Here is a 19,602-nt window from a genome sequence, read left to right as displayed (position 1 = left end):
GGGGTCGGGCCGTTCATGGGCGTGTGCCGTCCGGTGGGGAAGGCACGCGACGCGTCAAGGGTGCTGGTGCAGGGCGGCTTGGGTGATTGCCGTCCCGGCGGAGAACCGCGAGACAACGGTCTCGCGCGGCTCCTCGGGTGTCGGGCGCCCGGCAGCCGTATGGCATTGGTCTTCGGTCCGGTCTCGCGGGTGAGAGTGCCGAGCATGCCGAGCGTGCTGAGCGCGTCGCTGTCGAGAAGGCCGTCTGCCGCCGACTCCCGGCACGCGTCGCCGCGCGCGGCAACGCGTGCCGGGACCAGCTCACTCGGGGGAGCAGGAGACGTCTCCCGCCGGTCGTTCGCCTGTCGTGAGGAACGTGGTCACCGCCCGGTCCCCGCACGCGTTGCCCGTCCCCAGATACACGCCGTGCCCACCGCCCTCGACGGTGACCATCCTGGCCCGGTCGCCCAGGGCCGTGCGCATCCGCGAGGCGGCGAAGTGCGGTGTCGCGGGGTCCCGGCGGTTCTGGATCAGCAGGATGTTGGAGGGCCCGTCCGCGGTGATGCGGGTGGGCTTCTCTAGCTGGTCGTGCTGCCAGAAGGTGCACGGTGTGATGTTCTTCGGCATGCCGCCGGTCAGCGGGTAGCGGGCCCGGTCGGCGGCCACGGCCCGCTCGTACTCGGCCGACGCCCCTGGCCCCGGCCAGCGTACGTCGTTGCAGAGGACGCCGATCGACACGGCCGCGTCCGGGTCCCCCAGTACGTTCGTCAGCGCGGGCCCCAGCACCGGTACGCCGTCCGGGTCGTGCGCGGCCTTGACCAGCTTCGCGAGGTCGGTGAACCGTTGGTCGTCGTAGAGCGCGTCAAGCAGCGACTGGCGCAGGGCGTTGCCGGTCAGCTTCAGGGTCGGGTGGGTGGTGTCCTTCGGCTCCCGGTCCAGCGCTGCCATGAGGTCGACGATCAGGGTCCGTACGTCCTCGGGGCGCTGCCCGAGCCGCAGGCCGTCGCTGTCTCGTGCCGGGTCCGCCGCCCAGTTCGCGAAGTCGGGGAACCTTTCCTCGACGGCCCGGGAGGTGTTCGCCAGCCAGCCCCGGCCCACCAGGTGCGGATCGGGGTCCTGGACGCTGTCCATCACCACACGATCGGTGTGCCGCGGGAACTTCTGCGCGTAGATCGCCGTGACATACGTGCCGTAGGAGGTCGACCAGATCGACAGCTTGCGCTCGCCCAGCGCTTGGCGCAGGCGGTCGATGTCCCGCGCCTCGTTCACACTGCTCATGCTGCGCAGCACGGCACCGCCGTTGCGTGCGCACAGTTCGGCGATGCGCCGGGACCGCTCCGTGCTGCCCTTGATACCGCCGTCCGCGTCGGGCCAGGACCGCAGGGACGTCAGATACAAGTCCTCGGCCGGCAGCCCGCACGCCGCTTTGGTGCTGTTGCCGACCCCGCGCGGATCGAAGCCCACCAGGTCGTACGCGTCACCCACCTGCTCCCGCAGCGCCTTCGCCTTCTGCTCCAGCCGCTGCACCCCGGAGGCACCGGGGCCGCCGGGGACGACGAGGAGCGTGCCGCGCCGCTTGCCCGGGTCGGCGCTGTGCACCCGTGACACCGCTAGGGAGATCTTCTCGCCGCCGGGGTCGTGGTAGTTGAGCGGTACATCCAGCGTGGCGCACTGCTGCTTGGGCGGGCCGTCGGGTTTGGTGCAGTCCCTCCAGTCGAGGGCCGGGATGGGCGCCCCGGCGGGGGTGGCGGCGGCGACTCCGGTGAGGGTCGTGATGGCGGCGGCGACCGCGAGAGTCAGGGCCGTGGGCTTGCGGTAAGTAGCCATGAGGCAAGGGTGGTTGACGGAGGACATGGCGCCCATCCGGCAGCCGGGAGTCTGGTGGGTGGGGGTAGCCCCCGTGGTGTTCGATGGGTGCCGGAACGTCGGTTGCCATTGGGCGACATCCAGTGGGTTGCACTGAACCTCGCTGAGTTCCCAACCTCGTGGCCAGGGGGGTGACTTGTTTTGAGGCATTGGTTCGCGGGTGGAGGCAACTTCGTGTTTCCAGAAGCGGTCTCACTCTGCCTGATCGGTTCACGATCGAGCGGAAGGCGAGAGGGCTCGGGTTGGCGTCGAGCGTCGTACGGGACCTGCGCGATGTCCGTCAGTCGGCCACGGTGGAGGAACTGGAACAGTTCGAGACCGACCTGTTGGCGCCGTGCTTCGGCGGGGGTGGCGGACGGCACGATCCGCAGGGACGTCGGGTACCTGGAGCCGCGGCACAAGGTCGAGGCCCATCGGATCACTGGATGACCGGATGACCGGGCGGGGGCCGCGCACCGGCATGGGCCGGTGACCGTCCGGCCAGGATCGGGCCGGAGTGCTCCCGGCGTCCCTCCGGCAGTGGCGAGGCCGGTGCCCGGGGCCACCGCCCGATGGCGCGGCATCAGGTGCCCGACGGGCCGTGTCGAGGTGCCGACGCCGACGGGGATCCGTCCTCGATGCTCCTGCGCATGTGGGTCAGTCCGCTGACGTGATCCATGTGCTGGTGGCCCAGCATGTGGTCGAAGACGATGTTGGTTTGAGTGCCGGCCACGGCAGGATCCATGCTGAGCCGCGTCGCCACGAAATCCCTGAGCTGCCGGGTCGAGGTGCAGGCCACATGGATGAGGAAGTCATGCTGGCCGCCGATGAAGAACAGATTCAGCACCTGCGGCAGCAGAATGGCGCGCTGCGCGTAGGTGCGGATGTCCTCTCGGGCCTGGGCACGGAGGTTCACTGACACCAGTGCCTGGACCGGGAAGCCGATCGCCTCCAGGTCGATCTGCGCGTGGTACGACTGGATCACCCCGGCGTCCTGCATCGCCTTCACCCGGTTGTGGCAGGTGGACGGCGCGATGCCCGCGATCTCCGCCAACGCGCTGTTCGTGATCCGTGCGTTGCGGGCCAGTTCCCACAACAGGATCTCGTCGATGGCGTCCACCGTGTGCCTGGGTGACCGGTTTCCGGTTTCGTAGCGCATCCGTGCCAGCCCTCTCATCGACTCACGACCATTCCTCACGACCATTCCTCAGGACCGGAATCCGGCCGCCCTGACTGGCAACCGGCCGCGCGGCCCGTGCATCGTGCGCGGCCTGGGGGCCGGTGGTGGTCCAGCGGGCCCGGAGCCCCGAACTCTCGGCAAGCACCGAGGGCTGACATGGGCTGCCTGGGCGGTGGCGGGCCTGGTGGGTGGGCGGCACGAGCCTCCGGCGGGCGAACAATCTTCGGCCCGCTCCTGTCCCCTCCGATACTCCCCGAAGAAAGAGCCAATCACGAGGAATCTCTCGAACATTCTTCACCGGAAACCAGGATGTAACGAATCGCTGGCTCACTGACGTAGCGGATCGACGCGGTCCGCTCTCTCGTCCCCGTGGGCGGCACCCTCATGCTCCGTCCAGGTCCTCAAGGAGTGTCATGCCACAGGTTGATGCGGCAGTCGTGGACGAAGTCACCGAAGCGCCGAAGCTGGAAGGCACGCTCGGCGTCCTCGACATCACGCTGATGGTGGTCACAGCTCTTCGGCGGCCCGGCGATCTCACGGTGGATCTACAGCCTGCTGCTGGTGGCGGTGATCGCCTACCTCGGCTATCGCAAGATCGACCTCACGGCCAAGGTGCTGGGTGTCGTCCTGGTGCTGGAGATCCTCGTCGTGGTCGTCGTCGATCTCGCCGTACTGGCGCAGGGCGGGGCCGAAGGGATCAACGCCAACGGATTCACGCCGACGGCTGTCTTCCCCAGCGGCTCCGGGTTCAGCATCAGCGCCATGTTCTGCGCCATGTCCTTCATCGGCTTCGAGGCGACCGCCGTGTTCCGCGACGAGGCCCGCGACCCGGACCGTACTGTGCCCAGGGCAACCTACCTGGCCATCTGCTTCGTTGGCGCCATCTACGCGCTGTCCACCTGGATCGTCTCGCTGGCCTGGCGGGACGAGAACCTGGTGGCGACCTCCGCGCTGGGGGCGCCGTTCCTACTGGGCGCGGCCGAGAGTTACGCCGGCAAGGCCCTGTCGGACATCATCCAGGTACTGGTGGCCACGAGCCTGTTCGCCTGCGCACTGTCCATCCACAACATTCTCGCCCGCTACGACTTCGTGCTGGGCCGCTCGTCGGTACTCCCCTCGGCACTGGGCAAGGTCCACGCCACCCACAGCTCTCCGTACACCGCATCCCTCGTCACGACGGCGGTGACACTGGTCCTGCTGGGCATCTCGCTCGCACTGGGCCTCGACCCCGTCGCCCAGATCCTCACCTGGGCCAGCGGCGTCTCCGCTCTCGGCTTCTTCGTCCTGCTGGGTCTGACCTGCCTGTCCACCCTGGTCTTCTTCGCCCGCACCGGAGCCGACGGCCGCCTCTGGCAGACCCGCGTGTGGCCCTCCGCAGGCTTCCTCAGCCTCCTGGCCCTGACATATGTGACCTGTGACAACTTCCCCGAACTCGTCGCCAAGGGACCGGTCTTCGCGTACGCACTGGCCGGCGCCGTGCCGTTGTTCGCCCTCGCGGGCATCGCCCGAGCCCTCTACCTGCGCGCCCGCAGCCCCGAACGCTATGCGGGTGTCCTCGCCCTGACGCAGTCGCGTTGACCTCCGCGCCCACAGCCCTGTCCAGCGTTGTCCAGTCCTGTCCAGCTTTGTCCAGCGTTATTCACATCCGCAAGGAGAATCCTGATGACCGTCCACGCCGAACCCACCACGCCGGACGCCGGGGCACTGCGTGAGACCGCAGCCGCGAACCTGTGGCGGCACTTCGCGCAGATGTCGTTCGCGGACAAGCACCCCCTGCCCGTGATGGTCCGCGGCGAGGGCTGCTACCTCATCGACGCCGACGGCAACCGTTTCCTGGACGGCCTGTCCAATCTGTTCTGCGTCAACCTCGGCTACAGCTACGGCACCGAACTCGGCAAGGCGGCACTCACCCAGTACGAGCAACTCGGCTACCACTCCAACTGGGGCTCCACCCACCCCGTCGCCATCGAACTCGCCCACACCCTTGCCGAACTGGCACCCGACGGCCTCAACCACGTCTACTTCACCCCCTCCGGCGGCGAATCCGTCGAAGCCGCCTGGAAGATCGCCCGCCAGTACCATCTCCTGCGCGGTGAGAACCGCTGGAAAGCCATCGCCCGCGACATGGCCTACCACGGCACCACCCTCGGCGCCCTCTCACTCAACGGCATATCCGAGATCCGCAGCCCCTTCGAACCCCTCGTGCCCGGCGCCAGCCACGTCCGCAACACCCACCGCCTGCAACGCCCCGCCGACGAGACCGACGAAGAGTTCACCGCCCACCTCCTGGACGACCTCGAACACCGCATCCTCACCGAGGACCCCACCACCATCGCCATGATCATCATGGAGCCGGTGCAGAACCACGGCGGCATGCTCGTCCCGCCCGCCGGCTACTCCGCCGGCGTCCGCGCCCTGTGTGACAAGTACGGCATCCTCCTCGTCGCCGACGAGACCATCACCGCCTTCGGCCGCTGCGGCGCCTGGTTCGCCTCCGACCGCTACCAGACCCGCCCCGACATCATCACCACCGCGAAGGGCCTCTCCTCCGCGCACGCGGTCATCGGCGCCGTCATCACCACCGACAGGATCTACGACACCTTCTACACCGAAGACCGCATGTTCACCCACGGCAACACCTTCGGCGGCCACCCCGTCATGGCCGCTGTCGCCCTGCGCAACATCGAGATCATGAAAGAACTCGACACCCCCGGCCACGTCCTGGCCAAGGAGAGCGAACTGCGCATCGCACTGGAGACACTCCTCGACCTGCCCATCGTCGCCGACGTCCGCGGCAGCGGCTTCTTCTACGCCGTCGAACTCACCGGCATCCGCCCCGACGGCACCCCCCTCACCACCGACGAGAAGGCCCGCCTCTACGGCCAGGAACTACTCGCCGACCGGCTCACCGAACGCGGACTGCTCCTGCGCGTCACCCTCGAAGGCGGCGACCCCGTGGTCTGCGTCGCACCCCCACTCGTCGCCGACACCACCGAGTTCAACGAGATCACCCGCATACTCCGCGACGTACTCACCCTCCTCGGCCAGGACGCCGGCCTCTGAACCCACCCGTGAATACCGTCCTGCGGGGCAGACCCGGCCGGGGGAAGAAGGCGATGCAGCTCGTGGAGGCGAGATGAGTAGGGGAGTCATCGCAGGTGCGCTGCCCGGCTCACCACCTCATCGTTCGGAGGGCCTCCCGGCTCGCGCGGGGAGGGGCCCACATCAAAGCGGAAGGGCTTCATAGGATTCACCCGGACGGCAGCCAGCCCAGCGACCCGAGTCTCGAACTCCGTTGCCACCCGGCGGAGATGAGAGAACGATGTGGCTTGTCGGGGCTGGAGGGGTCCCGGGTCCATGCCGCCACCCGCGACCGTCCCAGCGTCGGCACGATGTCCCCAGCCTCAGCTTCTTCCGGGTCGCCGGTCTGGACGGCGGCCCGGACCATGCCCGCCGTCGGACCATCCAGGACGTCATCGGTCAGTGGCTGTGCGGACATCTCGCCCCCACGGTCGCGGAGAGGATCCACCCATGACCCGGCACCTCATCACGCATCTGCGTCATGTCGGTATCGCCATGCCCGATCTGGACCGTCAGCTCACCTTCTATCGTGACCTGTGGGGGCTCACCGAGGTCGGCAACGACACGGGCGTCCACTTCCTCGCCGCGGAGGGATCGCCCGAGCGGTACATCCTGCGCCTGCGCCGCGCCGCCCGGAAGCGTCTGGACCTGATGGCGTTCGGCGCCGCCACCGCCGCCGACATCGACGCACTCACCTCGCGCCTGGTCGCGGACGGTGTGCGGCTCGTCCATGAGCCACGGGCTCTCGACACTCCCGGCGGGGGCTACGGGGTGCGCTTCTTCGACGGCGACGGCCGGGTGGTGGAGGTCTCGGCGGATGTCGTCCCCCGTACCCACCGCGTCATCGAACCCCGGGAGTCGATCCCGGTGCGGCTGTCGCACTTCGTCGTCAATTCACCCGCCCCCGAAGCCACCGTCCGCTGGTACATCCGGCACCTCGGGTTCCGCCTCACGGACTCCATCGGATTGCCGGGCACGGGGGAGCTCATGTGGTTTCTGCGCTGCAACGAATGGCATCACAGCTTCGCCGTCTCCCGCGCCCCGCACGTGGCCATGCACCACGCCTCCTTCGAGATGCGGGGCATCGACGAGTACCTGCGCGGCACGGGCCGCGTCCTGCGTGCCGGTGTGGAGAAGCTGTGGGGCCCGGGACGCCACGGGGCCGGCGACAACACCTTCAGCTACTTCATCGACCCGGCGGGCAACACCGTCGAGTACACCACCGAACTGGCGCTGGTGGACGAGGACACCTGGCACCCCACCGTCTTCGACGCCAGCCAGGAAGAGATCGTGGACCAGTGGGGCACGGCCGACCCCTGGAGCGAGATCCTCGCATCCCGCCAGTTCAACGACCCCGACGAGAGCCTGTTCGTCGCACCGCCCCTCTGATTGCGGCAGCGGCAGCGGCAGCGGCAGCGGCTTCGGCCGGAGGGCTGATCGAGCGGCCTGGATTCCTGCTCGATCAGGATCCGGGCTCCGGTACTGACGTCGGCTTCTGGCATCGGCGTCAGGACCGTCGAGGTGCGCGCCGGGGTCGTAGAGGAGATCGCGGCCCCGTTCGTCTAGTAGGAGACCGGTCCGCCCCGCGGTGGGCATCGCCGGGGGAGTCGGGTCGAGGCGAACCGGGCCCGGAGATCCGCCGTTGCGGCGGGCCGTACGCCGACAGCGCGCCGGGCGAGAGCCTGGCCGACCAGGTCGGCCCCGTCAGGCCGGAAGGGGCGCGATGGCCGGGGGCGCCCAGCAGGGGGCCTGGAGGCCGTCGACGGCTGCCCGCCGGAGCGGACCGATTCTCGGGCCGTCGCTCGCAGCGGACACCGGGGCTGTGGGGCTGTGGGGCCGGGAAAATCCACGGCTCCACCGCGCGCCCGCCCCACCGCCACGCAGTGGCCGACGCATCCGACCAGACCTGAACCGAGCCGCGCCGCGCCGCGCCACCCCCGGTCCCCCCGTCCACCTGGCCCCCACCCCACTCCACCCAGCCCCCACCCAGCCTTCACCCCATCCCCCTCCACCCAGCCTTCACCCCATCCCCCTCCACCCAGCCCTCACCCCACCCCACCAGCACGCCCCCACATCACCGGAATGGCCCGTACCAACCGCCCATGCCCGGTCGACCTCTGGTAGCAAGAGAACGCGGCAGTCGGAACATCCGCCTTTGTCCCCTACCTCCCCGAGGAGGCGGTCTCATGACTCCGGCCAAGCCCCGCGGCGCCGACGCGAAGCCCGTCAAGGATGCGGCCCCCCACAAGCCCCCCACCGGCCCCCCGGACGAGCCCCCAACCGGCCCCCCGGACGAGACCCGCACTGACACCCCCACCGAGCCCGTGGACCAACCCCCCACCGAGCCCCCCACCATCCACATCCTCTGGATCAACGCCGGACTGAGCTGCGACGGTGACTCGGTCGCGCTGACCGCCGCCATGCAGCCGAGCATCGAGCAGATCGCCCTGGGTGTGCTGCCGGGCCTGCCCAAGGTGCAGGTCCACTGGCCGCTCATCGACTTCGAGTGCGGCCCGGTCGGTGGCGCCGACACGTTCATCGAGTGGTTCTTCAAGGGGGAGCGGGGCGAGATCGACCCGTTCGTGCTGGTCGTCGAGGGATCCGTACCGAACGAGGCGATCAAGCCGGAAGGCTACTGGTGCGGCTTCGGCGACAACCCGGACACCGGTCAGCCCATCACGACCAGTGAGTGGATCGACCGGCTCGCGCCCAAGGCCCTCGCCGTCGTCGCCATCGGCACCTGTGCCACGTACGGCGGCATCCACGCGATGGAGGGCAACCCGACCGGGGCCATGGGGCTGCCTGACTACCTGGGCTGGGACTGGAAGTCCCACGCGGGCATTCCGATCGTGTGTGTGCCCGGCTGCCCCATCCAGCCCGACAACTTCGCCGAGACCCTCACCTATCTGCTCTACCAGGCGGCCGGCTCGGCCCCGATGATCCCGCTGGACGACAAGTTGCGCCCCACCTGGCTGTTCGGTGCCACCGTGCACGAGGGCTGCGACCGGGCCGGCTACTACGAGCAGGGTGACTTCGCGGGCACCTACGACTCACCCAAGTGCCTGGTGAAACTGGGCTGCTGGGGGCCGGTCGTGAAGTGCAACGTTCCCAAGCGCGGCTGGATGAACGGCATCGGCGGCTGCCCCAACGTCGGCGGCATCTGTATTGCCTGCACCATGCCGGGCTTCCCCGACAAGTTCATGCCGTTCATGGACGAGCCGCCCGGTGCCACCCTGTCGACCAAGGCCAGCAGCGCCTACGGCGCGGTGATCCGCAGACTGCGCCACGTCACCGAGCACACGGTCGACCGGGAACCCAAGTGGCGCCACCCCGGCACGAAGATCACCACCGGCTACCGGCCCCCCTGGTGATCCCGGGCCCCTTCCGCCCGCTGCCGCTCGCCGTTCGCCGCTCTCCACCCGCCGCTCGCACCCCCGATCAGCCCCCCACCCCCCCACCACCCCACCCCCACCGCAGAACCCAGAAGGGCACGACTGAACGATGGCACCGACGACCAAGGCGGCCGGCGACGGCAGCGGCCTCATGGAGATGTCCTGGGACCCGATCACCCGGATCGTCGGGAGTCTGGGGATCCACACCAAAATCGACTTCAAGCAGAAACGGGTCGCCGAGTGCTACAGCACCTCCTCGGTGTTCCGCGGCTACAGCGTCTTCATGCGCGGCAAGGACCCGCGCGACGCCCACTTCATCACCAGCCGCATCTGCGGCATCTGCGGCGACAACCACGCCACCTGCTCGGTGTACGCGCAGAACATGGCCTACGGGGTCAAGCCGCCGCACCTGGGGGAGTGGGTCATCAACCTCGGCGAGGCCGCTGAGTACATGTTCGACCACAACATCTTCCAGGAGAACCTGGTCGGGGTCGACTACTGCGAGAAAATGGTCAAGGAGACCAACCCGGGCGTCCTGGAACTCGCCGAGCGCACCGAGGCGCCGCACGCCGCCGAGCACGGCTACCGCACGATCGCCGACATCATGCGCTCGCTCAACCCCATGGAGGGCGAGTTCTACCGCGAGGCGCTCCAGGTCAGCCGCTACACCCGGGAGATGTTCTGCCTGATGGAGGGCCGCCATGTGCACCCCTCCACGCTCTACCCGGGCGGCGTCGGCACCAACGCCTCCGTCCAGCTCTTCACGGACTACCTCAGCCGCCTGATGCGCTACGTCGAGTTCATGAAGCGCGTGGTCCCACTCCACGACGACCTGTTCGACTTCTTCTACGAGGCCCTGCCCGGATACGAGGAGGTCGGCCGCCGCCGCGTCCTGCTCGGCTGCTGGGGCGCCCTCAACGACCCCGAGCACTGCGACTTCACCTACGCCAACATGACCGACTGGGGCCGGCGGATGTTCGTCACCCCGGGTGTCGTCGTCGACGGCAAGCTCGTCACCACCGACCTCACCGAGATCAACCTCGGCATCCGCATCCTGCTCGGCAGTTCCTACTACGAGGACTGGCAGGGCCGGGAGCAGTTCGTCACCCACGACCCGCTCGGCAACCCGGTCGACCCGCGCCACCCCTGGAACCAGCACACCATCCCCGCCCCGCAGAAGCGCGACTTCGACGACAAGTACAGCTGGGTCATGTCGCCGCGCTGGTTCGACGGCAAGGACCACCTCGCCCTGGACACCGGCGGCGGCCCCATCGCCCGGCTGTGGGCCACCGCCCTCGCCGGGCTGGTCGACACCGGCGGGGTGAAGGCCACCGGGCACAGCGTCGTCATCAATCTGCCGCGCACCATGACCCGGCCCGAGACCACCTTCGAGTGGAAGATCCCGAAGTGGAGCAACGCCCTCGAACGCAACCGGGCGCGCAGCTACTTCCAGGCGTACACCGCCGCCCTCGCCCTGCACTTCGCGGAGAAGGGCCTCGCCGAGGTCCGCGCCGGACGCACCTCCACCTGGGAGAAGTTCGAGGTCCCCGACGAGAGCGTCGGCGTCGGCTTCACCGAGGCGGTCCGCGGTGTCCTCTCCCACCACATGGTCATCCGCGACGGCAAGATCGCCAACTACCACCCCTACCCGCCCACCCCGTGGAACGCCAGCGTCCGCGACCCCTACGGCACTCCCGGGCCCTACGAGGACGCGGTGCAGAACACCCCCATCTTCGAGGAGAACCCGCCGGACGACTTCAAGGGCATCGACATCATGCGCGCCGTCCGCAGCTTCGACCCCTGTCTGCCGTGCGGAGTCCACATGTACGTCGGCGGCGGCCGTACCGTGCAGAAGATGCACGTGCCCACCGGACTGAGCGGGCTCGGCGGATGAGCGCCGCCTCCGCCCCCTCGCACGCGGAACGGGCCGGACGCCGGGTCGAGGCCGCCCTCGACCGACTCACCGCCACCGGCGACCCGGCCGCGACCGCCGCCGCCGAGGAACTCGTCGGCTCCCTCATGGAGTTCTACGGCGCCGGACTCGCCCGCGTCCTCGACCTGCTGTCACCCACCGGCCGCACCGGAGACGTCCTCGGTGACCGCCTCGACAACCTCCTCGGCGACGACCTCGTGGCGAGCCTGCTGCTCCTGCACGATCTGCACCCCGAGGACCTCCCCACCCGCATCCGCCGCGCCCTGGACCGTGTCGACGGCACCGGCTACGACATCCTGGACCACGACGAGAGCACCGGCACCCTGCGGCTGCGCGCGGCGCCCGCCACCGCCACCGGCTGCGGCTGCTCGTCCGGCGCACCGGACGCCGCTCGGGCCGCCGAGCGCGCCGCGGCTCGGGCCGCCGAGGAGGCGCTCTCCTGCTTCGCCCCCGAGGTCACCGCCGTAGAGGTGAGCAGCGAGCCCCGCCGGGCCGAACCCGCCCTGCTCCAGATCGGCGTACGCCCGGGAACCGGCGCATGAGCCCGGCCCCGACCGCCACCGACCGCCCCCGCCCGGGACTGCGCCGCTTCCTCACCGACCGCCCCCCGCCGCAGGAGCGCTGCGGACTGTGCGCGGCGCCGGTGGCGGACACGGACCACCGGCACCTCGTCGACACCGAGCGGCGCAGCCTGGTCTGCGCCTGCCCCGCCTGCTTCCTGCTGATGGAGCGGCCCGGCGCGGGCGGCCAGCGCTTCCGCCCGGTGCCCGCCCGCTGGCTCACCGACCCCGCGCACCGTCTGGACGACCGGGCCTGGGACCGTCTGCGCATCCCCGTCGGCGTGGCGTTCTTCTTCCGCAACGCCGCTCTGGACCGGCTCATCGCCCTCTACCCCAGCCCGGTCGGGGCCACCGAGAGCGAACTGGAACCGGACGCCTGGACCGACGTCCTCGGCGCCGGACCCCTCGCCGGGCTCCTGGAACCGGACGTGGAGGCGCTGCTGCTGCGCCGCACCGGCGACGGAATCCGCACCTACCTGGTGCCCATCGACGCCTGCTACGAACTCGTCGGCCGGATGCGGATGCTGTGGCAGGGCTTCGACGGCGGCGCCGAGGCACGAGCCGCCCTGGACGCCTTCTTCGCCGCCGCCGACGACCGTGCCCGGCCGGTCGAACGTGCTCGGCGGGTCGACCATGGCCAGGCGGCGGTCGACTATCCCCAGCCGGTCGATCGTGGCCAGCCGGTAGTCGACTATCCTCAGCCGGTCGATCGTGGCCAGCCGGTAGTCGACTATCCTCAGCCGGTCGATCGTGGCCAGCCGGTGATCGACCATGCCCAGCCGGTCGATCGTGCGCAGGCGGTGATTGACCGCGCCCAGCGGGTCGATCGTGCGCGACGTGTCGACCATGCCCTGCCGATCGACCATCCCCAGCCGGTCACCGGGAAGGACCCGGCATGAGCGGATTCACCTTCAGCTGCACCGGCGTACGCGCCGACCGCTACGCCGCCGGCCCGACCCTGGTCTTCCGGCTCAAGGTCACCCACACCGGCGACGAACCCGTACACGCCCTCGTGCTGAACTGTCAGCTCCGGGTCGAACCCGCCCGGCGCGGGTACGGCCCGGCCGAGACCGACGGCCTGGTGGACCTGTTCGGCGAGCCGTCGCGGTGGGGCAGCACCCTACAGCCGCTCCAGTTCGCCCAGGTCCCGCTGATGGTCCCCGGCTTCACCGGGGAGACCGAGGCCGACCTCTTCGTGCCCTGCACCTACGACCTCGACATCGCCGCCACCCGCTATCTCGCCGCCCTCGACGGCGGGGAGGTGCCGCTGCTGATGCTGTTCTCCGGGACGGCATTCACCGGGGCGGGTGGATTCCGGGTCCGGCCGGTGCCCTGGGACCGGGAGGCCGCGTTCCGGATGCCGGTCGCGACCTGGCGCGAGATGGTCGACCAGCACTTCCCCGGCTGCGGCTGGATCAGACTGCCCCGCGACACCATGGACGCCCTCCTCGCCCACCGCTCGCGCCGGGCCCTGCCCTCCTGGGAGGCGACCGTGCGCGATCTGCTCGCCGGGGCCCGCGCCACCGGCCCCGCCGCCGCCCTGACCCGCACACCGGGAAGGACCGCCCCGTGAGCACGACCGCGTTCGCCCCGCGGACCGAGGCCCGCCTCGCCCTCGCCCGGCAGGTGGCCGACGCCGTCCTCTTCGAGGGGTATGTCCTCTACCCCTACCGGGCCTCCGCCGCGAAGAACCGGCTGCGCTGGCAGTTCGGTGTCCTGGTGCCGCCCGGCTGGGGCGCCGACCGCGCCGAACACTCCCACCAGCGCACCGAATGCCTCCTGGAACCCAGGACCGGCGCCACCCTCGGCGTCGAGCTGCGATTCCTGCGCGCCCGCCGCCGCACGGTCCAGCGGATCCTCCCGGACGGCGGCTTCGAGACCGTGGCCGAACTCCGGCTCGCCGACCGGATCCTGGTCCCCTGGGACGAGGGAGTGGAGGAACGCGTCACCGCGGTCGTCCCGGTCGCCGACCTCCTCGGTGACGGTGTCACGATCCCCGTCGAGCGGCCCGCCGGAACCGTCCACGAGCCCGTCCTCGACCCGGACGGCCGGACCGCCGGACGCACCGTCCACCGCCACGAGCCGCTCAGCGCACGCCTGCGGCTCACCGCCCGCGAACTGGACGGCCCCTACCGGGTCGTCCACCTCACTGCCCTCGTCGAGAACACCGGTGCCTGGACCCCGCCCGCCGACGCAGGGCACGACCGCGACGCCGCCCTGCCGCGCTCCCTGGTCGCCGCGCATCTGCTCATGGCCGTGGACCGGGGGGCGTTCCTGTCGATGACCGACCCGCCGCAATGGGCCAGGGGCGCGGTCGCCGCCTGCCGCAACGAGCACACCTGGCCCGTCCTCGCCGGTGAGCCCGGCCACGCGGACCTGCTGCTGTCCTCACCGATCATCCTGGCGGACCACCCCGCCATCGCCCCCGAGAGCCCCGGCGCGCTCTACGACGCCACCGAGATCGACGAGATCCTCGCCCTGCGCACCGCCGCCCTCACCGACGAGGAGAAGCGCGAGGCACGCGGCACCGACGAGCGGGCCGCCGCCGTCATCGACCTCGCCGACTCCCTGCCCCCCGACATGCTGGAACGCCTGCACGGCGCGATCCGCGGCCTGCGCGAGGCGACGACCCCCGGGACCCGTACCGGGGGGATGGCCCCCGGGACCCGTACCGGCCTCCCCGACGCGCAGGGCGTGCCCGAGCCCGACGCGCCGTGGTGGGACCCGGCGGCCGACGCCGGATTCGACCCCGGGCGCGACCAGGCCCTCGTCGCGGGCCGCCCCGCCGGTGCGGGCACCCGGCTCGTGCTGCGCCCCGGGCCGCGCCGCACCGACGCCCAGGACCTGTTCCTGCACGGCCGGACCGCCACCGTCGAATCGGTGCTGCACGACGTGGACGGAGCCGTCCACCTCGCGGTCGTCCTCGACGGCGACCCCGGCGCCGACCTGCGCCGCGCCCAGGGCCGCTTTCTGTACTTCCAGCCCGACGAACTCGCCTGGCCCGACGAACACGAACCCGTCCGGCCCCAGGAGGCCGCCCGGCTCGGCGAACCCGCCCGGTCCCAGGAGCCCGCCTGGCCCGACGATCCCATCCGGCCCCATGAGGCCGCCCGGCCCGACGAACGCCCCTCGCCCGAGGAGCCCGTCTCGCTCGACGACCCCGCCCGGCCCGACGCACACCCCTCGCCCGAGGACCCCGTATGAGCGCCCCGCCCGCCCCGCCCCGCACCCTCGTCGCCGGAATGGGCAACATCTTCCTCGGCGACGACGCCTTCGGTGTCCGCACCGCCCGCGTCCTCGCCGCCCGCCCGCTGCCCGCCGGGGTCGAGGTGGCCGACATCGGGGTGCGCGGCGTGCACCTCGCCTACCGGCTGCTGGACGGCTACGACACCCTGGTCCTGGTCGACGCCACCGCCCGCGGCGGACCGCCCGGCACCCTCTACGTCATCGAGCACGAGGACGACACCACCGCCGTCGCCGAGGCCGCCGCCGCCCCCCTGGACGGCCACCGCATGACCCCGGACGCCGTCCTCGCCCACCTCGCCGCCCTGTGCGCCGGAACCGGCGGACGGCCCCCGCGCCGGATCCTCGTCGTGGGCTGCGAGCCCGCCTGCCTGGACGAGGGGATGGAGCTGAGCGGGCCCGTCTCCGGCGCCGTGCCCCGCGCCGTACGGCTCGTCGAGGACCTGCTGACGGCTGCCCCGGACACACCGCCGCGCCCACCGGCCGGCCATGCCGCGAACTGAGGAGAGACCCCGTGAAGAAGACCGTCGCCGCCGCGCTCGCCGCTGCGCTGGCCGTGATCGCCGCTCTGTCCCTGCCCGACATCCGGCGCTATCTGCGCATCCGCAGGATGTGACACCCCGTCCGGCGGCGGCCGGTGCGGCAAACGACGTACGTGCCCGGCCCCGGCGGCGTGCCGGGACGCGGGACCGCCGTCCCGCGCCTCTAATGGGATCCGGCCCTGCGCCCCACGTACGGCGCGCTCCGGGACGGAGAGAGATGCACGAGATGTCCATCGCGCTGGCGGTGATCGAGCAGGTGGAGGAGGCGGCCGGACGGGCCGGTGCGGTCACCGCGGTGCGCTCGGTCCGGCTCCAGGTGGGCGAACTGGCCGGAGTCGTGCCCGACGCCCTGGCGTTCTCCTTCGAACTGGCCCGCGAGGGAACCCTCCTGGACGGCGCCGAACTCATCGCCGAACCCGTGCCGGGACGCGCCCGCTGCGTCCCCTGCGACCACACCTGGGCCGTCGGCATGCCCCCGCGGCTGAGCTGCCCCCGCTGCGCGGGATCGAGCACCGACCTGCTCTCCGGCCGGGAACTGCGCATCACCGAGGTCCGCTGGGACGACGGCCCCGCGGACGCCGGACGCATCCGTGAACCCAGCAGCGAGGAGCGCTGAACATGTGCCGTGCGGTGGATCTGCACCAGTCCGTGCTCGCCCGCAACGACGAGTCCGCGCAGCAGTTGCGTGCCCGGCTCACGGCGGGCGGCACCACCATGGTCAACCTGCTCTCCAGCCCCGGCAGCGGCAAGACCGCCCTGCTGGAACACGAACTCACCCTCGCCCGCGAACGGTCCGTGCCCGTCGCCGCGCTCACCGCCGACCTCGCCACCGACAACGACGCGGCCCGGCTGGCCCGCTCCGGCGCCCCCGTCCGGCAGGTCCACACCGACGGGCTGTGCCATCTGGAGGCGGGCATGCTCGCCCGCTACCTCGACGGCTGGCTGCCCGAGCCCCCGCGCCTGCTGTTCGTGGAGAACGTCGGCAATCTCGTCTGCCCGGCCACCTACGACCTCGGAGAGACGCTGCGGGTCGTCCTCGCGTCCGTCACCGAGGGCGAGGACAAGCCCCTCAAGTACCCGACGGCGTTCGGCCTCGCCCACCTCGTCGTCGTCACCAAGACCGACATCGCCGCGGCCGTCGACTTCGACGAGACCGCGTTCCGCGCCCATGTCGAGCAGGTCAACCCGGGCGTCGAGGTGCTGCTGACCTCCGTGCGCGACGGCACGGGCCTCGGCACACTGCTGGACCGCGCCCTGACCGCCGCGGACACGGGCAGCGCACCGCACACCCCGGTCATGTCCGGCCGGACACACGGCCACGCCCATGGCCACAACGGCAACGGCAGCGAGCCGCACCCCCACGCCGGGCACAGCCAGGGCAGCCACGGCGACGCCGCCCCCAGCGGTGCCCCGGCCCCCGTCACCTCGTGAGTCCCACCGGCGCCGCCGACGGCACCGTCCTGCGCCGCCGTGTCACCGTGCGCGGTGTCGTCCAGGGCGTCGGTTTCCGGCCGTACGTCCACTCCCTCGCCACCTCGCTCGGTCTGGCCGGGCATGTCACCAACACCCCCGGCGGGGTGGTCGTCGAGGTCGAGGGCGACCGCGCCGGACTCGACCGGTTCTGCGGGCGCCTCGCCCCGGGCGCCCCGCCGCTGGCCCGCGTCGACGGCATCGACCAGCACGACCTGCCCGCCACCGGCGACGGCCGGTTCACCATCCTCGTCTCCCGCCCCGACGGCCCGGCCGGCGCCCTCATCCCCCCGGACACCGCCACCTGCCCGGCCTGTCTGGAGGAACTCGCCGACCCCGCCGACCGCCGCCACCGCCACCCCTTCGTCAACTGCACCTACTGCGGTCCCCGCTTCACCATCGTCACCGGCCTGCCCTACGACCGCGCCCACACCACCATGGCCGCCTTCCCCCTCTGCGCGCACTGCGCCCGCGAGTACGCCGACCCCACCGACCGGCGCTTCCACGCCCAGCCCGTCGCCTGCAAGGACTGCGGCCCCCGGCTGCGCCTGCTGGTGCGCCTCGCCCGCCCCGGCACCGCACCCGAGGAAGCGGACGGCGCCGACCCGGTGACCGGGGCCCGCCGACTGCTCGCCGAGGGCGCGATCGTCGCGGTGAAGGGACTCGGCGGCTACCACCTAGCCTGCGACGCCACCGACCCGGCCGCCGTCGCCCTGCTGAGAGAGCGCAAGGCCAGGGGCGGCAAACCCTTCGCGCTCATGGCCCGCACACCCCGGGACATCAGCCACCTGGTGACCCTGGACGACGCCGAGCACACCCTGCTCACGTCCCCCGCCCGCCCCGTCGTCCTGCTGCGCCGCCGCACCGGTCCCGCGCCCGCGGGCCTTCGCCCGGCACCGGCGGTCGCCCCCGGCAGTCCCGACCTCGGCGTCATGCTGCCCTACACCCCCCTGCACCACCTCCTGCTGGGCCTGCCCCACGATCCCGAAGGACCCCGGCTGCTGGTGATGACCAGCGGCAACCTCTCCGGCGAGCCCATCGTCACCGACGACACCGAGGCACTCGAACGCCTCGCCCCGCTCGCCGACGCCTGGCTCGTCCACGACCGGCCGATCCAGGTCCCGTGCGACGACTCCGTCGTCCGGATCTGCGACGGACGCCCCCTCGTCGTGCGCCGCGCCCGGGGCCACGCGCCCCTGCCCCTGGACCTCCCCGTTGCGGTGCGCCCCGCCCTGGCGGTCGGCGGCGACCTCAAGAACACCTTCTGCCTCGGCGCGGGCCGACGGGCCTGGCTGTCCGCGCACATCGGCGACCTGGACGACCTCGCCACCCAGCACGCCTTCACCCGCTCCGTGGCCCACCTGGAGTCCCTCACCCCGGTACGGCCCACCCTCCTGGCCGCCGACCGCCACCCCGGCTACCGCTCCGCCCGCTGGGCCGACAGCCACGCCGCCGGACGCCCGGTGGTCCGCGTCCAGCACCACCACGCCCACATCGCCGCCACCATGGCCGAGCACGGGCTCGACGGTGGCAGTCCGGTCCTCGGCGCCGCCTTCGACGGCACCGGGTACGGCGACGACGGGGCGGTGTGGGGCGGCGAGTTCCTCCTCGCCGACTACGCGGGCTTCCTCCGTCTGGCCCACCTCGCCTACGTCCCCCTGCCCGGTGGCGACGCCGCCGTCCACCGCCCCTACCGCATGGCCCTGTCCCACCTGCGCGCCGCCGGCCTCGGCTGGGACCCCGACCTGCCCTGCACGAGGGCGTGCCCGCCCGACGAACTCACCGTCCTGGAACGCCAGTTGGAGCGCGGCCTGAACTGCGTCCCCACCTCCAGCATGGGCCGCCTCTTCGACGCGGTCTCCTCCCTGACCGGCATCTGCCACCGTTCGGGCTACGAGGCCCAGGCGGCCGTCGAACTGGAGGCCGCCGCGCTGGCCGCCCCCGCCGGGGACACCACCGCCTACGCCTTCGACCTGCACGAGAGCGGATCCCCCGACGGCCCGCTCCGGGCGGACCCGGCCCCACTGCTGGCCGCCGTGGTCGCCGACCTGCGGACGCGGGTGCCCGCGCCGGTGATCGCGGCCCGCTTCCACCGCGCGGTCACCGCTCTCGTGCACCGCGTCTGCCTGCTGACCCGCGACCGCCGGGGCGTCGACACCGTCGCCCTCACCGGCGGTGTCTTCCTCAACTCCCTGCTGTCCTCGGCCTGCGCCTCGGCCCTCACCGCGGACGGCTTCACCGTGCTGCGCCACCACCTGGTCCCGCCGGGCGACGGCGGCCTGGCCCTGGGCCAGCTGATGGTGGCCGCCCGCACCGGCCGCCCGGACCCGACCGGGCCACCCACCGCGCCCGTCCCCTGACACCCCCGAACGCCCCT

Annotated in this window: 14 protein-coding genes and 1 pseudogene; 13 read left to right on the top strand and 2 right to left on the bottom strand. The window is 71.7% G+C overall.

Annotated features, from left to right (window positions below; genetic code table 11):
* Positions 1–300 precede the first annotated feature (300 nt).
* A complete protein-coding gene (locus ABZX40_RS38635; RefSeq protein ID WP_355749913.1) occupies positions 301–1,806 on the bottom strand; it encodes an alpha/beta hydrolase in 1,506 nt (501 codons plus the stop codon).
* Positions 1,807–2,407: 601 nt separating this feature from the next.
* A complete protein-coding gene (locus ABZX40_RS38630; protein WP_355749916.1) occupies positions 2,408–2,944 on the bottom strand; it encodes an Lrp/AsnC family transcriptional regulator in 537 nt (178 codons plus the stop codon).
* A gap of 591 nt (positions 2,945–3,535) precedes the next feature.
* Between ABZX40_RS38630 and ABZX40_RS38625 the strand changes: the two genes are divergently transcribed.
* From ABZX40_RS38625 to hypF, 13 genes and pseudogenes are all read left to right on the top strand, one after another.
* Positions 3,536–4,582, top strand: coding sequence for an APC family permease (locus ABZX40_RS38625; protein WP_355749988.1), 1,047 nt, complete (start codon positions 3,536–3,538; stop codon positions 4,580–4,582).
* Between the two features lie 84 nt (positions 4,583–4,666).
* The gene (locus ABZX40_RS38620; RefSeq protein WP_355749919.1) at positions 4,667–6,067 is read left to right on the top strand and encodes an aminotransferase class III-fold pyridoxal phosphate-dependent enzyme; all 1,401 of its coding nucleotides are present in this window, start codon (positions 4,667–4,669) and stop codon (positions 6,065–6,067) included.
* 468 nt (positions 6,068–6,535) lie between these two features.
* The gene (locus tag ABZX40_RS38615) at positions 6,536–7,474 is read left to right on the top strand and encodes a VOC family protein (protein WP_355749921.1); all 939 of its coding nucleotides are present in this window, start codon (positions 6,536–6,538) and stop codon (positions 7,472–7,474) included.
* Between the two features lie 797 nt (positions 7,475–8,271).
* Positions 8,272–9,456: a hydrogenase expression protein HypE gene (locus ABZX40_RS38610; protein WP_355749924.1), complete on the top strand. Its 1,185-nt coding sequence runs from the start codon at positions 8,272–8,274 to the stop codon at positions 9,454–9,456.
* 130 nt (positions 9,457–9,586) lie between these two features.
* Positions 9,587–11,371 carry a nickel-dependent hydrogenase large subunit gene (locus ABZX40_RS38605; RefSeq protein ID WP_355749927.1) on the top strand — a complete coding sequence of 595 codons (1,785 nt, stop codon included), beginning with the start codon at positions 9,587–9,589 and terminating at the stop codon, positions 11,369–11,371.
* Positions 11,368–11,952, top strand: a complete 585-nt coding sequence (locus ABZX40_RS38600; RefSeq protein ID WP_355749929.1) for a hypothetical protein — start codon at positions 11,368–11,370, stop codon at positions 11,950–11,952. The genes ABZX40_RS38605 and ABZX40_RS38600 overlap by 4 nt, the downstream gene beginning before the upstream one ends.
* Positions 11,949–12,575 (top strand): annotated as a pseudogene (locus ABZX40_RS38595) (DUF5947 family protein); the annotation flags it as partial. The gene ABZX40_RS38600 and the pseudogene ABZX40_RS38595, both read left to right, overlap by 4 nt.
* Positions 12,576–12,865: 290 nt before the next feature.
* Entirely contained in the window at positions 12,866–13,543 is a 678-nt protein-coding gene (locus ABZX40_RS38590; RefSeq protein WP_355749932.1) for a DUF6084 family protein, read from the top strand.
* Positions 13,540–15,174, top strand: coding sequence for a hypothetical protein (locus tag ABZX40_RS38585; protein WP_355749935.1), 1,635 nt, complete (start codon positions 13,540–13,542; stop codon positions 15,172–15,174). The genes ABZX40_RS38590 and ABZX40_RS38585 overlap by 4 nt, the downstream gene beginning before the upstream one ends.
* Positions 15,171–15,716 carry a hydrogenase maturation protease gene (locus tag ABZX40_RS38580; RefSeq protein ID WP_355749938.1) on the top strand — a complete coding sequence of 182 codons (546 nt, stop codon included), beginning with the start codon at positions 15,171–15,173 and terminating at the stop codon, positions 15,714–15,716. The genes ABZX40_RS38585 and ABZX40_RS38580 overlap by 4 nt, the downstream gene beginning before the upstream one ends.
* Before the next feature lie 256 nt (positions 15,717–15,972).
* A complete protein-coding gene (locus ABZX40_RS38575; protein WP_355749941.1) occupies positions 15,973–16,371 on the top strand; it encodes a hydrogenase maturation nickel metallochaperone HypA in 399 nt (132 codons plus the stop codon).
* 2 nt (positions 16,372–16,373) lie between these two features.
* The gene (hypB, locus tag ABZX40_RS38570) at positions 16,374–17,186 is read left to right on the top strand and encodes a hydrogenase nickel incorporation protein HypB (protein ID WP_355749944.1); all 813 of its coding nucleotides are present in this window, start codon (positions 16,374–16,376) and stop codon (positions 17,184–17,186) included.
* Complete coding sequence (gene hypF, locus ABZX40_RS38565; protein ID WP_355749947.1) at positions 17,183–19,585, top strand: carbamoyltransferase HypF; 2,403 nt, start codon at positions 17,183–17,185, stop codon at positions 19,583–19,585. The genes hypB and hypF overlap by 4 nt, the downstream gene beginning before the upstream one ends.
* Positions 19,586–19,602: the final 17 nt, after the last annotated feature.

It is taken from the genome of Streptomyces sp. NPDC004610 (genome assembly GCF_040609715.1).
Taxonomy (GTDB): Bacteria; Actinomycetota; Actinomycetes; order Streptomycetales; family Streptomycetaceae; genus Streptomyces.
The sequence above is the reverse complement of the archived record's forward strand: the minus strand, read 5'-3'. Positions and strand labels throughout refer to the sequence as shown.

Bases quoted from the DNA above. Each gene is read 5' to 3' on its own strand.
- ABZX40_RS38615 (WP_355749921.1), top strand. From the start codon at position 6,536: ATGACCCGGCACCTCATCACGCATCTGCGTCATGTCGGTATCGCCATG.
- ABZX40_RS38635 (WP_355749913.1), bottom strand. From the start codon at position 1,806: ATGGCTACTTACCGCAAGCCCACGGCCCTGACTCTCGCGGTCGCCGCC.
- hypB (WP_355749944.1), top strand. From the start codon at position 16,374: ATGTGCCGTGCGGTGGATCTGCACCAGTCCGTGCTCGCCCGCAACGAC.
- ABZX40_RS38590 (WP_355749932.1), top strand. From the start codon at position 12,866: ATGAGCGGATTCACCTTCAGCTGCACCGGCGTACGCGCCGACCGCTAC.
- ABZX40_RS38575 (WP_355749941.1), top strand. From the start codon at position 15,973: ATGCACGAGATGTCCATCGCGCTGGCGGTGATCGAGCAGGTGGAGGAG.
- ABZX40_RS38605 (WP_355749927.1), top strand. From the start codon at position 9,587: ATGGCACCGACGACCAAGGCGGCCGGCGACGGCAGCGGCCTCATGGAG.
- ABZX40_RS38580 (WP_355749938.1), top strand. From the start codon at position 15,171: ATGAGCGCCCCGCCCGCCCCGCCCCGCACCCTCGTCGCCGGAATGGGC.
- ABZX40_RS38600 (WP_355749929.1), top strand. From the start codon at position 11,368: ATGAGCGCCGCCTCCGCCCCCTCGCACGCGGAACGGGCCGGACGCCGG.
- ABZX40_RS38620 (WP_355749919.1), top strand. From the start codon at position 4,667: ATGACCGTCCACGCCGAACCCACCACGCCGGACGCCGGGGCACTGCGT.
- ABZX40_RS38610 (WP_355749924.1), top strand. From the start codon at position 8,272: ATGACTCCGGCCAAGCCCCGCGGCGCCGACGCGAAGCCCGTCAAGGAT.